The organism is Streptomyces sp. NPDC057307, from assembly GCF_042667665.1.
In the GTDB taxonomy this organism is placed as follows: domain Bacteria; phylum Actinomycetota; class Actinomycetes; order Streptomycetales; family Streptomycetaceae; genus Streptomyces.
The window spans coordinates 18735-36212 of record NZ_JBHUZM010000044.1; the positions used below are offsets into that span (position 1 = coordinate 18735).

General features: G+C 72.0%; 17 protein-coding genes. 8 read left to right on the top strand and 9 right to left on the bottom strand.

Annotated features, from left to right (window positions below):
- Nucleotides 1–98: 98 nt before the first annotated feature.
- Both coaE and ACFUN8_RS17760 read left to right on the top strand, forming a co-directional pair.
- Entirely contained in the window at nt 99–596 is a 498-nt protein-coding gene (coaE, locus tag ACFUN8_RS17755; RefSeq protein ID WP_383637843.1) for a dephospho-CoA kinase, read from the top strand.
- 149 nt (nt 597–745) lie between these two features.
- Nucleotides 746–1111 carry a tetratricopeptide repeat protein gene (locus ACFUN8_RS17760; RefSeq protein WP_382562897.1) on the top strand — a complete coding sequence of 122 codons (366 nt, stop codon included), beginning with the start codon at nt 746–748 and terminating at the stop codon, nt 1109–1111.
- Here ACFUN8_RS17760 and ACFUN8_RS17765 read toward each other — a convergent pair.
- Nucleotides 1080–1400 (bottom strand): DUF6343 family protein, encoded by a 321-nt coding sequence (locus ACFUN8_RS17765; protein ID WP_383637847.1) that lies wholly within the window; start codon nt 1398–1400, stop codon nt 1080–1082. The two genes, ACFUN8_RS17760 and ACFUN8_RS17765, sit on opposite strands and share 32 nt — an antisense overlap.
- 180 nt (nt 1401–1580) lie before the next feature.
- On the opposite strand from ACFUN8_RS17765, the gene ACFUN8_RS17770 reads away from it, so the two are divergent.
- The 4 genes from ACFUN8_RS17770 (at nt 1581) to ACFUN8_RS17785 (ending at nt 6919) form a co-directional block, all read left to right on the top strand.
- Nucleotides 1581–1988, top strand: coding sequence for a DoxX family protein (locus ACFUN8_RS17770; protein ID WP_383637850.1), 408 nt, complete (start codon nt 1581–1583; stop codon nt 1986–1988).
- Between the two features lie 204 nt (nt 1989–2192).
- Nucleotides 2193–5156, top strand: coding sequence for a DEAD/DEAH box helicase (locus ACFUN8_RS17775; RefSeq protein ID WP_383637853.1), 2964 nt, complete (start codon nt 2193–2195; stop codon nt 5154–5156).
- On the top strand, nt 5153–6418 hold the full coding sequence (locus tag ACFUN8_RS17780; RefSeq protein ID WP_383637855.1) for an SWIM zinc finger family protein: 1266 nt from the start codon (nt 5153–5155) through the stop codon (nt 6416–6418). The genes ACFUN8_RS17775 and ACFUN8_RS17780 overlap by 4 nt, the downstream gene beginning before the upstream one ends.
- Nucleotides 6419–6463: 45 nt before the next feature.
- Complete coding sequence (locus tag ACFUN8_RS17785; RefSeq protein ID WP_383637858.1) at nt 6464–6919, top strand: hypothetical protein; 456 nt, start codon at nt 6464–6466, stop codon at nt 6917–6919.
- Nucleotides 6920–6926: 7 nt separating this feature from the next.
- Here ACFUN8_RS17785 and ACFUN8_RS17790 read toward each other — a convergent pair whose 3' ends face one another.
- From ACFUN8_RS17790 to ACFUN8_RS17815, 6 genes are all read right to left on the bottom strand, one after another.
- Complete coding sequence (locus ACFUN8_RS17790) at nt 6927–9284, bottom strand: ATP-binding protein (protein ID WP_383637861.1); 2358 nt, start codon at nt 9282–9284, stop codon at nt 6927–6929.
- Nucleotides 9285–9356: 72 nt separating this feature from the next.
- Nucleotides 9357–9986, bottom strand: coding sequence for a DUF6879 family protein (locus ACFUN8_RS17795; protein WP_383637864.1), 630 nt, complete (start codon nt 9984–9986; stop codon nt 9357–9359).
- Nucleotides 9979–10248, bottom strand: coding sequence for a hypothetical protein (locus tag ACFUN8_RS17800; RefSeq protein WP_383637867.1), 270 nt, complete (start codon nt 10246–10248; stop codon nt 9979–9981). Before ACFUN8_RS17800 ends, ACFUN8_RS17795 begins: the two co-directional genes overlap by 8 nt.
- Nucleotides 10249–10505: 257 nt before the next feature.
- Nucleotides 10506–11690: a S1 family peptidase gene (locus tag ACFUN8_RS17805; RefSeq protein WP_383637869.1), complete on the bottom strand. Its 1185-nt coding sequence runs from the start codon at nt 11688–11690 to the stop codon at nt 10506–10508.
- A 343-nt stretch (nt 11691–12033) separates the two neighbouring features.
- The gene (locus tag ACFUN8_RS17810; protein ID WP_383637872.1) at nt 12034–12573 is read right to left on the bottom strand and encodes a hypothetical protein; all 540 of its coding nucleotides are present in this window, start codon (nt 12571–12573) and stop codon (nt 12034–12036) included.
- Between the two features lie 67 nt (nt 12574–12640).
- Entirely contained in the window at nt 12641–13147 is a 507-nt protein-coding gene (locus ACFUN8_RS17815) for a DUF3574 domain-containing protein (RefSeq protein ID WP_383637875.1), read from the bottom strand.
- Nucleotides 13148–13306: 159 nt separating this feature from the next.
- Here ACFUN8_RS17815 and ACFUN8_RS17820 point away from each other — a divergent pair, with 159 nt between their 5' ends.
- Nucleotides 13307–14782 carry an amidohydrolase gene (locus ACFUN8_RS17820; RefSeq protein WP_383637878.1) on the top strand — a complete coding sequence of 492 codons (1476 nt, stop codon included), beginning with the start codon at nt 13307–13309 and terminating at the stop codon, nt 14780–14782.
- Nucleotides 14783–14903: 121 nt separating this feature from the next.
- Complete coding sequence (locus ACFUN8_RS17825; RefSeq protein ID WP_383637881.1) at nt 14904–15545, top strand: uridine kinase; 642 nt, start codon at nt 14904–14906, stop codon at nt 15543–15545.
- An 18-nt stretch (nt 15546–15563) separates the two neighbouring features.
- On the opposite strand, the gene ACFUN8_RS17830 is transcribed toward ACFUN8_RS17825, so the two are convergent.
- Together ACFUN8_RS17830 and ACFUN8_RS17835 are read right to left on the bottom strand one after the other, a co-directional pair.
- On the bottom strand, nt 15564–16484 hold the full coding sequence (locus ACFUN8_RS17830; RefSeq protein ID WP_383637884.1) for a carbohydrate kinase family protein: 921 nt from the start codon (nt 16482–16484) through the stop codon (nt 15564–15566).
- On the bottom strand, nt 16481–17389 hold the full coding sequence (locus tag ACFUN8_RS17835; protein ID WP_383637887.1) for a pseudouridine-5'-phosphate glycosidase: 909 nt from the start codon (nt 17387–17389) through the stop codon (nt 16481–16483). The genes ACFUN8_RS17830 and ACFUN8_RS17835 overlap by 4 nt, the downstream gene beginning before the upstream one ends.
- Nucleotides 17390–17478 lie beyond the last annotated feature (89 nt).

Consider the following 17478-nt stretch of genomic DNA (forward strand, 5'->3'; position numbering starts at 1 on the left):
TAAAAACGCGCATTAAAACCCCCCTGGTTGGTGTTTCGGGGGGGGCGTTTTTGTTTTTTTCGGGGGGGGGGGGGGGGGCGGGTCAATACCCCCCTTTTGTGGTGGGCGCGCCGGGCCCCCGGGGCCCCGACGCCGTTGTCGACGCCTTCGGGCCGGGCGTCCTCACCGCCGACGGGAGGCTCGACCGGCCCAAGCTCGGCTCGCTCGTCTTCTCCGACAGCGACAGGCTCGCGACGCTCAACGCCATCGTCCATCCCCTGGTCAGCGCGCGTTCGCTGGAGCTGGAGAGCAAGGCGGGGGCGGACGACATCGTCGTCCACGACGTGCCGCTCCTCGTGGAGAACGAGCTGACCGGGCTCTACGACCTGGTCGTCGTCGTGGACGCGTCGCCCGAGACACAGCTCGACCGGCTCGTACGGGTGCGTGGCATGGCCGAGCCCGAGGCCAGGTCGCGGATGGCGGCCCAGGCCACCCGCGAGCGGCGCACCGCGTCCGCCGATCTGGTCATCGACAACGACGGCCCGCTGGAGAAACTGGAGCCGCAGGTCCGCGCGGTGTGGGAGCGGCTGGTCGAGCGGGCCGCCGCCGACGCGTGACGCGCGCCGCCGCCGGTACGCGTCCCGCCCCGCCCCGCCACCGGCGTGAGACGCGCGCCCCTCGAAGGTGACGCGTCCCGCCGACCCGTTTTGGAATACCGGCAATCTGTGCGACGTTGAAAGCGCCGACCGAGGGGAAGGATCCGACCGTGCCCGAGAGCCCGGAGACCCACGTCATCGACTTTCGCGCGGCGGAGCAGTTGCTGGCCGCGCGCGACCCGCGCGGCGCGGTCAAGCTGCTGGACTCGGTGATCGCGGCGCATCCCGAGAACACGGCCGCCAGGCTGCTGCGCGCCCGCGCGTTCTTCGCGGCCGCCCAACTGCGGCCCGCGGAGCTGGAGTTCGAGCTGGTCCTGGAGCGCGAGCCGGACAACGCGTTCGCGCACTTCGCGCTGGCCCGTACGTACGAGCGAGCGGGACGGCCCGAGCAGGCGACGAAGCACTTCAGACTGGCGGCGGCGCTCGACCCCAAGCCCGAATACCTCAAGGCCGCGCGTTTCGACTCCGACGGCTGACGTCGCGCCCTCTTCCCTCACCGTTGCCGCTCCGAGGGCCGCGATCTTCGTACGGCGGTACGTCACGCCCCGGCTGGAAGCGCGATCCCTGCCGCATATGGCGGACGACCAGCACGAAGTCCGTGGCCACGATCAGCAGCAGCACCCCGCAGGCGATCGCCCAGCCCGGCCGGCCGACGACCGCGAAGGCGATCGTGCCGAAAGCGGTCCAGATCAGGCCCCAGACGCTCAGCCACCAGCGCATCCGCAGCGGGCTGCGCGCGGTGACGGGTTCGTTTCCGGTGCGCATGGCATCGCACCTCCCGACGGGAAATCGTCGATCCGGCCGCCCGGACACCGATGAGTTCCGGGCGGGGCGGGTGTCTACCTCCTTGAAAGCACACCACGTGCACAACGGAGGAGACCCCCAATGTCCGAGGCTACGTCCACCACCGCACCGATCGCATCCGCTGCCGCTTCCCCTTCCACCGTGGCCACCGTTCAGGCCGGCCCCTCGCGCCGTACGGACATCACGGTCCGCACGCTCCAGATCGTCCTGGCGCTGTTCCTGGCGATCCCGAGCGCGGGACCGAAGCTCGCCGGCCACTCGTCGGCGGCCGAGTCCTTCGACGCGATCGGCTTCGGCGACTGGTTCATGTACCTCACGGGCGCCCTTGAGCTGGCGGGGGCCGTCGCACTGGTGATCCCGATCCTCTCGGGAGTGTCCGCGATCGCGCTCATCGGCCTGATGATCGGCGCCTTCATCACTCAGATGACCGTCTTCGACGGTGAGAACGCGCTGACACCGGTCATCTTCCTGGCCCTCTTCGCCGTGGTCGCGTGGGTACGGCGGCAGAAGACCGTGGAACTCGTCGCCCTGGTGCGCCGCCGAGTCTGATCCGCCGAGTCCGATCCACCGAGTCCGATCGCCGCCGGGTCCGATCCATGGCCACCCGCTCCGTCGCGCCCGAAGACCGCATCCTCAAGCCTTGAGGGGATGCGGCCTTCAGGCGTGACGGGGGCACTGTCAGACCCCCCGCCTAGACTCGCCTGGTAACGAGATCTCGCAGGTAAGCGACCCGGGCGGAGGGAGTCGGTGACGATGACGCGACACGTGTCGGACGGCGCGACGCCGCTGGCGCGCTGCGCCGCGGTCTTCCTGCCCGCCGGACTGCCGCGTGACGGACGTGTCGCGTTCTGGGCCCCGGAGGGGGAGCCGCCCGTCGCGAGTGACCTCACCCCGAGCGACGCCTCCATGATCTCCACGAGCGGCGGCCGTCCCACGAGCGACGTCACCACGAGCGGCCACATCATGAGGGACCTCACGGTCGTGGCCCCGGGCGGCCGAGGAGATCACGCCGACCGGGACGGCCCCGGCGCCGGCGTCCGTACCCGCGTCGTGCCCGCCGTCCTCGTGCCCGTCGCCGACGCCGTGCCCCTGCTGGTCCGCGCCCGCTCCGACCCGGCGGCCCATCCCTCCACCGCCTGCTGGGGCGCCGCGGCCCTGCACGCGCTGCATCTGTCGGCCCGGGGCCGGCTGCTGCCCGGCCTCACCGCCTCCGACCACGACGCCTGGCGGGCCGGGCCGCTCGACGCGGACGACATCGCCCAGCTGCGGGCCGTCGCCGCCGCCATGCCCTACGAGGCCCACGCCGTCCCGCTCCCCGATCTCCTCCCGCTGCGGCTGCCCGAGCCCGAAGCGCTGGTCCGGGCCTTCCTCGACGCGGTCGCCGACGCCCTGCCCCGTACGCCCGCCGCCGCGTTCGCCGCGGGCGCGCCCTTCGCCGCGCACACCGCGCAGCATCTGCCCGGCGCCCGCTCATGGGCCGCCGAGGCGGCCGCCGGCATGGACGCCGGGGTGCGCGTCTCGCTGCGCCTCGACCTGTCGGCGTACGAGCTGTTCGACTCCTCGTCCACCCAGGAGACCCCGGAGGAGTCCGGCGTGGAGCGGCGCGCGGGGGCCGCCCTCGTCCAGATCCACAGCCTCGCCGACCCGACGCTCGTCATGGACGCGGCCCGGCTCTGGGCGGGCGACGGCGACGACCTCTTCGGACCGCGCGCCCGGATCGACGCCCTGCTCGCGCTGCGCCGCGCCGCCCGCGTCTGGCCGCCGCTCGCCCGGCTGCTGGAGCACGACGTCCCCGCCGCGCTGCCGCTCTCCGAGGACGAGTTGTACGAGCTGCTGGGTCCGGGAGCGGCGAGCCTCGCCGCCGCCGGGGTGGCCGTCCACTGGCCGAGGGAGCTGGCCCGTACGCTCTCGGCCGCCGCCGTCGTACGCCCCGCGCCCGGTTCGGCCACGGACGGCACGCCCTTCTTCGACAGCGACGAACTGCTCAAGTTCAACTGGCAGTTGGCGCTCGACGGCGATCCGCTCAGCGAGGCCGAGATGGACGCGCTCGCCGAGTCGCACCGGCCGATCGTGCGGCTGCGCGACCAGTGGGTGGTGATCGACCCCGACCTCGTACGGAAAGCACGCAAACGGGAGCTGGGCCTGCTCGACCCGGTCGACGCGCTGGCCGTCGCCCTCACCGGCTCGGCCGAGGTGGACGGCGAGACGGTCGAGGCCGTCCCGGCCGGCGCGCTGGCGGTCCTCCGCGACCGGCTCGTCCACGGGCCGGCGGCCGTTCCGCAGCCCGCCGCCCTGGACGCCACCCTCCGCGACTACCAGCTGCGCGGGCTCGCCTGGCTCGACCTGATGACCTCGCTCGGCCTCGGCGGCTGCCTCGCCGACGACATGGGCCTCGGCAAGACGATCACCGTCATCGCGCTCCATCTGCACCGCGCCCGCCCGGTCCCGACACTCGTCGTCTGCCCGGCCTCCCTCCTCGGCAACTGGCAGCGGGAGATCACCCGCTTCGCGCCCGGCGTCCCGGTCCACCGCTTCCACGGCTCGGGCCGCACGCTGGACGGGGTGACGGACGGCTTCGTCCTCACCACGTACGGCACGATGCGCGGCAGCGCGCCCGAACTCGCCGCGTACACCTGGGGGATGGTCGTCGCCGACGAGGCCCAGCACGTCAAGAACCCGTTCTCGTCCACCGCCAAGGCCCTGCGCACGATCCCGTCGCCCGCCCGCGTCGCCCTGACCGGCACCCCCGTGGAGAACAACCTCTCCGAGCTGTGGGCGCTCCTCGACTGGACGACCCCCGGCCTCCTCGGCCCGCTCAAGTCCTTCCGCGCCCGCCACGCGCGCATCGTGGAGAACGTGGAACACGCGGGGTCGGCGGGCACCACCGCGAGCGACGAGGCGGTGGAGCGGCTCTCCCGGCTGGTCCGCCCCTTCCTGCTGCGCCGCAAGAAGTCCGACCCCGGCATCGTGCCCGAGCTGCCGCCGAAGACGGAGAGCGACCACCCGGTGCCGCTCACCCGTGAACAGGCGTCCCTCTACGAGGCCGTGGTCCGGGAGACGATGGCCGCCATCGAGAGCGCGGAAGGCATCGCCCGGCGCGGACTGGTCATGAAGCTGCTCACCGCGCTCAAACAGATCTGCAACCACCCGGCGCAGTATCTGAAGGAGGAGCAGGCCCGGCTCAGCGGCCGGTCCGGGAAGCTCGCCCTCCTCGACGAACTGCTCGACACGATTCTGACCGAGGACGGCTCGGTCCTGGTCTTCACGCAGTACGTGTCGATGGCGCGGCTCCTCTCCGCGCATCTCACCTCCCGAGCGATCCCGTCCCAACTCCTGCACGGCGGCACGCCCGTCGCCGAGCGCGAGCGGATGGTGGACCGGTTCCAGTCCGGTGAGACCCCCGTCTTCCTGCTGTCGCTCAAGGCCGCCGGCACCGGCCTCAACCTCACCCGGGCCGGCCATGTCGTGCACTACGACCGCTGGTGGAATCCGGCCGTCGAGGAGCAGGCCACCGACCGCGCCTACCGCATCGGCCAGACCCAGCCCGTGCAGGTGCACCGGCTGATCGCGGAGGGCACCGTCGAGGACCGTATCGCCGAGATGCTCGCCGCCAAGCGCGCCCTCGCCGACGCCGTACTGGGCTCGGGCGAGGGAGCCCTCACCGAGCTGACCGACCGTGAACTGGCCGATCTGGTCTCGCTCCGGAGGCCGTCATGACCGCACCGCGCGCCCCTCGGCACGACGACCGCCGCCGTACGTTCCCGGCTCTGCCCCCACGTCCCGGCCCGGCGGGCGACGGGCCCGGCGACGCGGACTTCGCCACCAGTTGGTGGGGCAACGCCTGGGTGGAGTCCATGGAGGACTCCGCGCTCGACCCCGCCCGGCTGCAACGGGGGCGGGCCTACGCGGGCGGCGGCCACGTGGACGCGATCACGGTCACCCCGGGCCGTGTCATGGCGTACGTGCACGGCTCCCGGCCACGCCCGTACCGCACGGAGATCCGGCTGCGCACCCTCGGCGACGACGACTGGGAAGACCTCCTCGACGCCGCCGCGGCCCGCCCCGACCACATCGCCGCCCTCCTCGACAAGGACATGCCGCACGCGCTCGCCGCCTCGGCGGACCTGCTGCCGAGCGCGGGTGATCTGACGCCCGACTGCTCCTGCCCCGACGACGGGTTCCCGTGCAAGCACGCGGCGGCACTCTGCTACCAGACGGCGCGGCTGCTCGACGAGGACCCGTTCGTGCTGTTCCTGATGCGCGGACGCGGCGAGCACGAGATCCTCGCCGACCTGACCCGCCGCAACGCCACCCGCTCCGCCGTCGAACGCACCGCGGCCGCACCGCCCATGCCCACGGTCGACGCGGCCACGGCGCTCACCCCCCGCGCGCCGCGCACCCTGCCGCCCCCGTTCCCGCTGCCCGCCAACCCCGGCCGCCCGCCGGTCTATCCGCACACACCGGGCGCCCCCGACCCCCTGGCGCTCGACCTGCTCGCGACCGAGGCGGCGGCCCGCGCGCACACATTCCTGGCGACCGGCATCGACCCCGTGGCGGGCCTCACCCCCTGGCAGGACGCCGTACGCCTGGCCGCCGCCCACCCCGGCTCGGGACTCACCGCCTCCACCCGCGCCCTCTACCGCGACCTCGCGGCGGGCACCGACCACAGCCCCATGGACCTGGCCCGCGCCGTCGCCGCCTGGCGCCAGGGGGGCCTCGCGGGGCTGGCCGTCCTGGAGGAGCCCTGGGACCCGCCCGCCGGCCCGTTCGACCGCGCCCGCCCCGCGCTCATCGCCGCCGACTTCCCGCACTTCCGCCCCTGGCGCAACCGCCTCTCCGAACCCTCGCTCCAGCTCCGCTTCGGCCGCGACGGACTCTGGTACGGCTACGAGTCGGACCGCGACCGCGAGGACTGGTGGCCCCGCGGCACCCCCGACACCGACCCCGTGGGCGCGCTCACGGCTCTTGTCGGACGGTAACCGGTACGCTCGTATCCGTGACCATCCACGGATCAAGGGGGAGCGGTGGAAGCCGAGTTGGTGGCATTGGCGACAGCGGGGGCGACAGCCCTCGTCCAGCAGATGGCGACGGACGGCTGGACCGCGGCCCGCGACCGGGTGACGGCCTTCTTCGCGGGCCGGGGCTCGGCCACCCCTGACTCGGTCGAGGAGGACCTGGAAACGGGCCGCGCCGAACTGGTCGCGGCCCAGCGGGACGAGGACGAACAACTGATGTCCGACCTCCACGCCGAATGGCGCACCCGCCTCCGCCGCACCCTCGCCGCCGACCCGACGGCGGCGGCCGAACTCCGCGCCCTGCTGGACGAGTTGACACCCACCGCACCCGTGCCGCAGCAGGCCTTCGACGTACACAACACGATCAGCGGCGGCGTGGTGCACGGCACGGTCATTCAGACGGGCACGGTCGGCAGAGTGGATCTGGGTGGCGGCGGCCCGCGCAATCGAGCCGAGAATGGCTGACGCTCCGTCAAGTGACGCTGTGCGCGCCTGAATCGCCGAGGCCGCCGAGCCGCCCCTCCACGTTTTCGCGCATGTCACGTGCGCGAGGATCGTCGTACCGGGCAAGGAGTCGCGCGCACTCCACCCACAGTCGTCGCGCCGCCTCCGGATCCTCACCGCACAAGGCCCCCGCGAGGGCGTCCAGGGCCACCGCTTCCTGCCATACGTCGCCGAGTTCGCGGTGAGCCGCCAAGGCTCTGCGACAGAAGCCGGCCGCCTCCTCCGCACGATCGAGCCCGAGGTATGTCGCTCCGACGCCCAGCCAGGCGCGTGCTTCACGGCTCCTGTCGCCGAGCCGACGGTGCAGCGTCGCGGACCGATGGTAGGCGGTGAGCGCATCGCCGAAGTGGCCAAGGGCCAGCTCCGCGTCCCCCAGAGCAAGCAGCCAGTTCCCTTCCATCACCTGGCTTCGCAGATCCAGTGCGATCCGCACCGCCTCCTGGGCGGTGTGCCGGGACTCCTCAACTTCCCCGCGGTCGAGGTGGATCAAGCTCAGCAGCCAGAGGGCGTTGCCCACGCTGCGCGCGCTCTCCTCCTGGCGGTGATCCGCCAGCGCCTGCTGGGCACTGCCGAACGCTTCCGTGAGCCGCCCGGCCTGGTGGTGCACCAACGCGAGGTTGGCGACGGCGACGCTCTGCCAGTGAGTCTCGCCCAGCTCCCCGAAAACGGAGGACGCTTCCTCAAGCCGCACCCGCGCGGATTCCAACTCCCGCCGACGCAGATGAACGAGGCCGAGGGCGTTGAGGGAGGCGGCTTCGCCGCCCCGGTCGGCCAACTCCCGCCGGATCGCCAGCGCCTCGTGATGGCAGTCAAGGCTCTCGGCCTGCCGATTGAGTTTGGTGAGTCCGAAGCCCTGCTTCTCAAGGAGCCCGGCGACCGCGCGCCGTTCGTTCAGGCGTCGCGCGGCTGCCAGACCGATCTCACCGGTGGCCAGCCAGTCCGTGGTGAGGGAGGACGGTGCTTTGGCGTTCCACAGCACCGTGGCCAACTGCCATGCGTACCGGTCGAACCCCGTCTTCTCCGCTGCCCGGACCGCGGGCAGAAAGTTGGCGTTCTCGCGCTCGGCCCAGTCCACGGCCTGGTCGTAGTCCGCGAAGGACAGCGGAGTCACGTCGGTGTTCGGGGGATCGATCGGGAGATGCTCCTCGGCGGGCACGATCCAACTCTGCGCCGCGTCAGCGGTGTGCACGTACCAGTCGAGGGCCCGGCGAAGCGCCGCCGACCGGTTCTCGGGTGACTCCTCCCGCTGGGCCTCGTCCCAGGCGTAGGCGCGGAGCAGATCATGGAACTCGAAACGGTCCGGTGCCTTCTGTATCAGCAGATGCGCGCCCGCCAGTACGTCCAGCAATTGCCGTGTCCGTCGGACACTGAGCCCCGCCAGGGCCGCTGCCGCGCCGACGCCGAACTCCGGGCCCGGGTGCAGGCCCAGAAGGCGGAACAATCGCGCGGCATCCGGGGGCAGGGCTTGGTAGGACCAGGCGAATACGGCGCGCACGGCCTCGGCCTCTTCTTCGTCGCCCGTACTCAGGGCGTCCCACAACGCTGATTCGTCACGCAGATCGGCGATCAGCTCCTCCAGGCGCATGTACGGGCGGTCGGCAGCCCGTTCGGCCGCGATCCGCAGAGCGAGCGGCAGGTGAGCGCACATGCGGGCGAGCTCGACCAGCTCGTCTTCGCCGTCGACGCGATGGCCGGCTGTCACCGTACGCAGCAGGGCGACGGCTTCCGGCTCGGCGAGTGTGCCGAGGGTCAGGCGGTACGCGCCGTCTCGGACGGCGAGTCCGGACAGGCGCCCCCGGCTGGTGACCACGGTCAGGCAACGGGCGTTGCCGGGCAGCAGAGGTCGGACCTGGGCGACGGTGGCCGCGTTGTCCAGCAGGATGAGTATCCTGCGGTCGGCCAGGACGGATCGGTACAGCGCTGCGGCGGCGTCGGTGTCGATGGGAACCGCGGCGGCGGGAAGCCCGAGCGCGATCAGGAACCGTGGCAGCACATCCCGTGCGGTGAGCGGCTCTCCCGGATCGTAACCCCGGAGATTCACGTAGAGATGGCCGTCGGGGTAGTGGTCCCGCACCCGGTGCGCCCAGCGCAGGGCGAGCGAGGTCTTGCCCGCCCCGGCCGTCCCGGCGATCACGAACACGGGAACGACAGAACGATCCCGGTCACCGCTCAGAGTCGCGTCGAGCTGCCCGAGTTCGGCGACGCGGTTGACGAAGTGCCGCATATTGCCCGGCAGTTGACGTGGCGTCGGATGCGCGGGCTTTCGCTCACCGCCACCGTGGTCATGAAAATGGACACCGCCACTGACCTGGCCCGCCTGCACCACGTCACGCGAGGTACCCGACAGGTTCGAACGGGTCCCGCCCGCGTTCTCTCCACCACTGTCGCTGCCGATGCCTCAGTCCGCTCTCATCGGAGGGGCGGGCAGCTGTGCCACGTGGCGATCGACGTAGGAGACGATGTCCTCACCGCCCTCGTACAGCCCTCGGACGAAGGCTTCCCAGTTCCCGATCGGACCGGAGTCCTCGAAGCGCACCGCCCCGTCAAGAAGTCCCGATTCCGTGTAGAGAACCTCGTAGAGCACCTGACCCCCCAGAGTGACAACCTCTGGCAACAGGCCCGCGATCTCCAGCGGTCGCACCTTCTCCGCCCCGACGACCCGGACGGGCGTGCCGCTCTCCCCCTGCACCCGCAGCGCGTGCAACTCCCACTGCAGATATGGCGTCAGAGGCTCGTCCACGACGCGTACGCGATGGAAAACGCTGCCCCGTTCTCTGTCCTCCCTGGCGATCTTCTCCCATCGGTCACGCCTGGCCTCGAGGAGCTGAAGCGCCGTTTGCCAGTCCCCACGCCGGAAGGCTTCCCAGCTTGGTGAGGACTGCTCCTCGAAGTGCTGGAGACGTTCGAACTTCCAGCTGTCACGGCCGATGACGTCCCCGTCGCGCTGCCGGAAGTCCTGCCGGTAGGCGGCAGTCGCGAGCCTGTCTCCCCGCGCCCGGTCCAGCGTGAGGGCGGTGCGGTCAAGCATCGGCGATGTCCGCCTTCGCCGCGCGGAGCACGCTCCCCGGAATGACGACCAACCGCTCGCCCTTGGCGATCGTGGCGTCCGCCGGGAGCGACGGGCCGTAGACCTCCGTCAGATCGCGGCCGATGACGGCGATATCCCCGTTGTCCAGCTCCCAGATGTCCGGACAGCCGTCCCTGTCCTCGGTGACTCCCAGTTCCTGCGGCGACTTCCCTAATCGCCGCTGGAACAGCGCCGACGGATCGGCCTCCCACACACGAGCCACGTCTGCCTCCTGATAGGCGGTGTCAGCCATCTGACGCCGCCATCTTACGGAGGGTGGTGAGCTGTTGCCATGCTGCGACTGGTCATCCGTCAAGCCGAAGAGAGACCAGGGAAGGGGCGCGGTCTCACCAACGCCCCCTCCGTACGACGGGTTTGCCGGGCCCTGAGGGTGAAGCCCGCCGTGTCGCGGTGCAGCGTCCCCTTGCTGAGAGGCGGACGCGTTCCCGTGCGGCGACGGGCTTCACCCGAGGCCCTGACTCAGGCTGTGTGCAGCGTCAGCCCGTACGTGCTGAGGATCTCGTTGATGGGCTGGTAGAAGCTCTGCCCGCCGCTGGTGCAGTTGCCCGAGGCGCCGGACGTCACGCCCTGGGCCTGGTCACCGCTGATGAACGAGCCGCCCGAGTCGCCGCCCTCCGCGCAGGCGCTCGTCTGGACCATCTGGTGGACGGCGCCCTGGGAGTAGTTGACCGTCACGTTCTTGGCCAGGACGTTGCCGCAGCGCCAGTGCGTCGTGGAGCCGGAGCGGCAGATCGACGCGCCGTTGGGGGCCTCGTTCGAACCGCGTACCAACTGGTCCGACACGGTGCCCCAGCCGAGGACGACGGGCACGGTCCACCAGCCGTTGGCGACGTTCACCCACGCGTAGTCGTTGCCGGGGAAGGACGAGCCCTGGAAGTTGCCGATGGCCGAGTTGTCCCAGCCGCGCACCGACTGGCCCCGCGGGCCGCAGTGGCCGGCGGTGACGAAGCCGCCGTGCACGGAGAAGCCGATGGAGCAGCGGACGTTGCCCGTGTAGTACGGGTCTCCGCCGACGGTCCCGGCCGCGGTGGTGGAGGGAGCCTGTGTCGTCTCCGCGACCGTCACCGGACCGGTCTTCCTGGCCTTGGCGACGAAGCCGGCGACGGCCTTGCTGTCGCTCTTCGACGCGAGGACGTTCACCACGACCCGGTTGGTCTTCGGGTCGACGTGCCAACTGCTGACGCCGGCCGGCGCGGAGAGCGCGTCGATCCGCTTCATCGTCGCGTCGAGCGCCTTCTCGCTGTGCTTCACGAGCTTGACCGTGGCGCCAGTCGCGCGCACGGCGGCGGCCTTGCTTCCGTCGGTGAGGGCGACGGTCAGTTTGTTGTCGGCCGCGCTGAACCAGGAGCCGCCGTACGACGCTCCCGCCACGCGCTGCGCCTTGGTGTCGACGGCGGTCGCCGTCTTCTCGGCGGCGAGCCGGGCGACGGCCTGGCTCTTCGTCAGACCGAATTCCTTCTGCATGGCGGTGAGCAGGCCCTCGGACGCGGCCGCCTTCGATGCGGATGCCGATGCTGACATCGATGTCGGGGCCGCCGAGGAGTCGGGAGCGGCGGCCGACGCGGGCGCGAGCCCGGCCGTCGCCCACGTACCGACGAGGAGGAGTGCGGACAGACCGGTGCGTACAACTGTCTTGCGTCTCAAGGCATTCGCCCTTCGGTTGTTCCAGCGATCGTGGGGTTGGAACAGTGGAACAGCGGGCGAGTGAGAGCGCTCTCATCCGCCCCGGCCGGAGCGTATCCAAGGATCGTGGGCAGGTCCATGCCAATGGTCGAACGGAATTGGCGCGGGACTCGATTTGCCTGGTCGGGAGGGATTCGAACCGGGTGGAACAGTGCCTTCCGGTGGGTGTGCGGGCCGCTGCGGCAGCGTTCCAACTCCCCACGACCCGAGGGTTTTACAGCGTTGCAAGAGGCAAGCCGTGAACGCTTCTCACCGGAGAGTGGTCAGAGCGTGTCGGAGCGCGGTCGGCGCCGTCGGAGTGCCGTCAGAGCAACTCCGCCCAGCGCACCAGCGTCGCGAAGTCGCGCTCCCGCAGCCCTCGTCGCGGATGGATGCGCAACAGCAGCGCGGGACCGTCGTGGTGGGTCGCGACATACGTCGTGTCCAGGTCGGTGATCATGTCGTCGACCCAGGCGAAGGGGCGGCCGTCCGCCCACTCCACCAAGGGGCGCGTCTTCCAGTAGAGGCCGTCGGGATCCGTCGCGAAGAGTTCGGGCCACTCGATCACCGGCAGATCCGTCGGCAGCCCGACGGCCGGCGCGATCATGGTGTTGGCCTCGTGCATCCAGGTGGTGGCCCAGGCCAGTTCGAAGGGCAGCCCGGTGAGTATCGGGCCGTGGGCAGGGTTGAGCCGTACCCGCAGCCCGCGTCTGTGGGGCCGGGATCCCGGCGTCTGGCGGGCGAGCCAGCTCGACGGGTGCAGATGGTGCGTCGTGTAGCCGCGCGGCCGGGGCAGCCGCGCGGCGTACGGGTTGAGGGGGCCGTCGACGTCGAGGAGGAGCAAGGGGCGTTCGCGAACCGTCATGGAGAAGAAATGCCCGCTACGGGCGCCGTTTACGACCCCGGCGCACTCCCGTACCCGACCGGCGCGCTCAGAAGTCGGCGAGCGTCCGCTCGTCCAGCCTCGCCACGGAGTCCTGGGCGTGCGCGCGTTCGTACGCGTCCCGGATCCGCTCGATGCGCGCGTCGCGCGACGCCGCCTCCGATGCCGGGTACAGCAGGATCAGCTCATAGGAACGCTCCCGCTCGATCACGCCGTTGGAGTCGCGCCACTGGCCGCGGCCCTCCTGGATCGTCAGCCCGGACGGGAACTCCGGTGTGACCTGACGGTCGACGAACGCCATGAATTGACGATCCGTCACATCCGGCCCGCCGTCGGGCCGTTCCGTTCCGAAGAAGAGCCGCGTCTCGACGTAGGCCGCACCGCGGCGGGTCTCGCTGGGCTGCTGTTCGCTGTCGAGCGTCGCGTACGCGGCGGGCGCACCGACGGCCAGCACGGCGACGGCGGCACCGGCGACGGCGACCCACGCGCGCTGCCCGGGGGAGCGTGGCGCGCGCGGGCGGAGGGGGAGCTGGAATGTCTTCGGGACGGTCGGCATGGGGAGCGCTCTCTCTGGGGGTGGTCCGCACGGAGGGCTGTCACGTGCGCACTCACCCTGGCAAGCACCCGTCGCACGACCCCGCCGGAACACGATCCTCAGGCGGAAACCACCCACACGAGCGCATGCCCGCGGCCCCTCGCGCAGTACGTTGCTCCGATGACCACCGCTCCTCAGAGCCGCCCCGCCGACCTCGTCATCACGGGCTGCACCACGCTGACGCACGACGAGGACAAGAGCGGCGCCACCGCCGGCACCGCGGCCGGTATCGGCTTCGTCGACAACAGCGCGATCGTCGTACGTGACGGCGTCATCGAGTCGATCACCACCCCGGCGGCCGTCGCCGATCTGCCCGCGGTCGAACGCATCGACGCGCGCGGCCTGCTCGCCATGCCCGGACTGATCAACTGCCATACGCACACGCCGATGGTGGCCCTGCGCGGTATCGCCGAGGACCTGCCGATCGAGGAGTGGTTCAACGACTGGATCTGGCCCATCGAAACCAATCTCACCGACCGCGACGTCGAACTCGGCGCCCTCCTCGCCTGCGCCGAGATGATCCGCGGCGGTGTCACCACCTTCGCCGACCACTACTTCGCCATGGACAAGGTCGCCGAGGCCACCGAGGTGAGCGGGCTGCGTGCCAACCTCGGCTGGGGTTACTTCTCCAGCGAGGGCGCCGCCGGCCGGGAGCGCTCTCTCGACTTCGCGCTCCGGCTGCGGGGCGGCGCCGGCGGGCGGATCACCACATCCCTGGCGCCGCACGCCCCGTACACCGTGAATGACGACGATCTGGCCGCGACCGCCGAACTCGCCCGCGAGCACGGCCTGTTGGTGCACATCCACGCGGCGGAGAACAAGGAGCAGACGGCCGCGAGCGTCGCCGCGACCGGCCGTACGCCCATCGAGACCCTGCACCGCGCCGGACTGCTCGACGTCGACCTGCTCGTCGCCCACGGCACCGGCCTGACTCACGGCACCGGCCTGGCCCACGGCACCGGCCTGGCCCACGGCACCGGCCCCGCCGATAGCGGCGGCCTCGCTCACGACGACCTCGCCGTACTCGAACGCCGCACGGGGCGCGTCGCGTTCGCCACCGCGCCCAAGGGCTACCTCAAGTTCGGCTGGGACACGACACCGCTGCGCGCGCTGGCCTCGATCGGCGTGCCCGTGGGCCTTGCGACGGACGGGGCGGCGTCGAACAACACCCTTGACGTCTGGGAGAGCATGACGCTCACCGCGCTGACCCAGAAGTCGACGGAGCGCGACCCCGCCTGGCTGACCGCCCGTCAGGCGCTCCACCACGCCACCACCCAGAGCGCCCGCGCGGTCGGCCTCGGTGACCGGATCGGCGCCCTCGCTCCGGGACGGCGCGCCGATCTGATCCTGGTGGACCTGACGGGACCGCACACCCAGCCGGTGCACGACCACGCCGCGACGCTCGTCCTCAGCGCCCGCTCGGCCGACGTACTGACCACGATCGTCGACGGGAAGGTCCTGATGCGCGACCGCAGGCTCCTCACGCTCGACGTCCCGGGGATCGTCGAGGAACTTCACCCCCGGCTCGCGGCGTTGACGGAACGCGGCCACGGCCGCCGTATCCAGGACTACGACCCGGCGGCCGGGCCGTCCTGAACCGCTGATCGGGGACAAGCCCCGGGGGAAGACCCTCGGGGACGAGTCTTCGGGAACAAGCCCCCGGGGCGAGCCTTCGGAGACGGGCCTTCGGGGACAAGATCGAGGACAAGATGGCACGGTGAGACTCGAAGCGATCACCTGGGAGCGGCTGACCGACGCGCTGGCGGAGCGTGCCATGCGGACCGAGGCCGACGACGGCAGCCCCTGGCTGCGCATCGCCATGGACGGCGCCCCCGCCGCGCACCCCAGCGTACCGGCCGACGCGCTCGCCGACGCCCTGCGGCTCCGCGGCCGTTCGGTGCTCTCCGTCGGGACAAGTGGCTTCCTGCGGCCCGCGTCGCTGCGGTACGAGTACGGGCGGCACGACCCCGACTCGTACTACGACGGCTGGTTCGACACGGGCGCGCTGTGGCGGGAGGTGTTCGGACCGGTGGAAGCCGGTGGAACCGGCCGTGTCCTGCCCGATCTCTGGGACCCCGCCACCGACCGCGCGACCCGCAGCGCGCGGGTCGAACTTCCGCCGGGCGGTGTGCTGTTGGTGCACGGGCCGCTGCTGCTCGGACACTGGTTCCCGTTCGACCTCACGGTGCATCTGCGGCTGTCGCCGGCCGCGCTCCGCCGCCGTACCGACGAGAGCGAGCGGTGGACACTGCCCGCCTTCGAGCGGTACGAGCGGGAGGTCGGCCCGGCCGAGGCCGTGGACGTTCTCGTACGGGCGGACGATCCGCGGCATCCCGCCTGGGCGCTCCGGCAGAGCTGAACCGCGACCGGCACGCGGTTACGGCACCGGTGGCCGGCCGCCGGGCACGGCGACGGCCAGGGCGCCGGCGCGACAACCGACCGCCGCGGCCGCCACGGGGTCGGCGCCCGCCAGCAGGGCCGCGAGGAAGGCGCCGTTGAACGCGTCGCCCGCCCCGGTGGAGTCGACGGCCCGCGCGGGGACGGGCGGAACGTGCGCCGTCACGGCTCCGTCCGCCGCCACCAGCGCGCCGTCCGGTCCCAGCGTCACCACGACGAGCGGGAAGCGGCGGCTCAGCTCGGCCGCCGCCTTCTCGGCGTCCGGGACGCCGGTGAGCAGCCGGGCCTCGTCCGCGTTCGGCAGGAGCACCTGGACACCGTCCGCCGCCGCCAGGAACACCTCGGCGCCGAGGTGCGCGATGAAGCCCGTCGACGCGGGGTCCACGCTCACCGGGACGCCCCGCCCCAGCGCCGAGTCCATGGCCGCGCGCACCACGTGACGGCTGATGGCGGCGAAGAAGAGATAGCCGGAGATGTGCAGCCGGCCGACTCCGTCGAGCAGCGAGTCCGACCAGTCGGCGGCGCTCAGGCGCAGGACGGCTCCGCTGTCGGTCAGGAAGGTGCGTTCGGCCGAGGCGTCGACCAGCGAGACGACGGTGGCGGTCGCCGCGTCGTCGTCGACGACGAGATGGGGCCGGACGCCCGCCGCCCGCAGCCGTTCCTCGTGCCATCCGGCGGCGTCCGCGCCGACCCGGCCGAGCAGCCGGACGTCCGCGCATCCTGTGGACACGGCCCAGCACGCCGCGTTGGCTCCGGCGCCGCCCGGCAGGGTGCGGATCTCGGCCGCCGTGTCCGTGCCGTGCGCGAGCGGCGTACGGTGCCGGGCCACCACGTCGGTGACGACGTCCCCGACGATCAGCAGCGCGCCCGCGTCGCCGCCGGCGGGGCGCTCACCGCTCACCGCGCCGCCGCGATCAGCGCGGCCAGCCGTACGTTGCCCCGTACGGCGGCCAGATTCGCCTCCAGGGACGCGCCGCCGGTCCGTCGCATCAACTCGCCCAGCAGGAACGGCGTCACCGCCTGCCCGCCGATGCCCCGCTCCCGGCACTCCGTCAGTGCCTCGGCGAGCACCCGGTCGTGCAGCTCCGGATCGAGCTGCTCCGCCTCCGGCACGGGATTGGCGACGATCAGCGCGGCCTCCGGCCCGCCGAGCGCGTCCTGGGCGGCCATCACCGCCGCGACCTCCTCCGGGGAGCGCACCGTCCAGTCGACGGGCTCGCCGGACGACGTCAGATAGAAGCCGGGGAAGTGCTCCGTGCCGTACCCGAGGATGCCGATGCCCAGGGTCTCCAGGCGCTGCAGGGTCGCCGGTACGTCCAGGATCGACTTCACGCCCGCGCACACCACGGTGATCCGCGTCTCGGCGAGCAGCCGCAGGTCGGCCGACTCGTCCTGGGCCCTGACCCAGTCGCGGTGCACACCACCCAGGCCGCCGGTCGCGAATACCCGGATCCCGGCGCGGGCGGCGAGGAACGCCGTCGCGGACACGGTCGTCGCGCCGCTCGCTCCCGTGGCGAGGGCGGGCGCCAGATCGCGATGGCCCAGCTTCCGCACGGACGGGTCTCCCGCGACCCGCTCCAACTGGTCCTTGTCCAGGCCCACATGGGCCCGGCCGTCCAGTACGGCGACGGTGGCGGGGACGGCGCCGCCGGACCGTACCAGCGCTTCCAGTTCCTCGGCGACGGCCAGATTGCGCGGTCGCGGCAGACCGTGCGCGATGATCGTCGACTCCAGGGCGACCACGGGCCGGCGCGCGTCGAGCGCCTCCCGCACCTCGGGGGACAGCAGCAGTGTCGTGTCAGGCATGTCCCATCCCTGGCACCGGACGGGGCTCCGCAAACGTCACCGGCCGACCCGGGACCGACCAGGGCCGACCCGGTCCGGGCAGGTCGCGG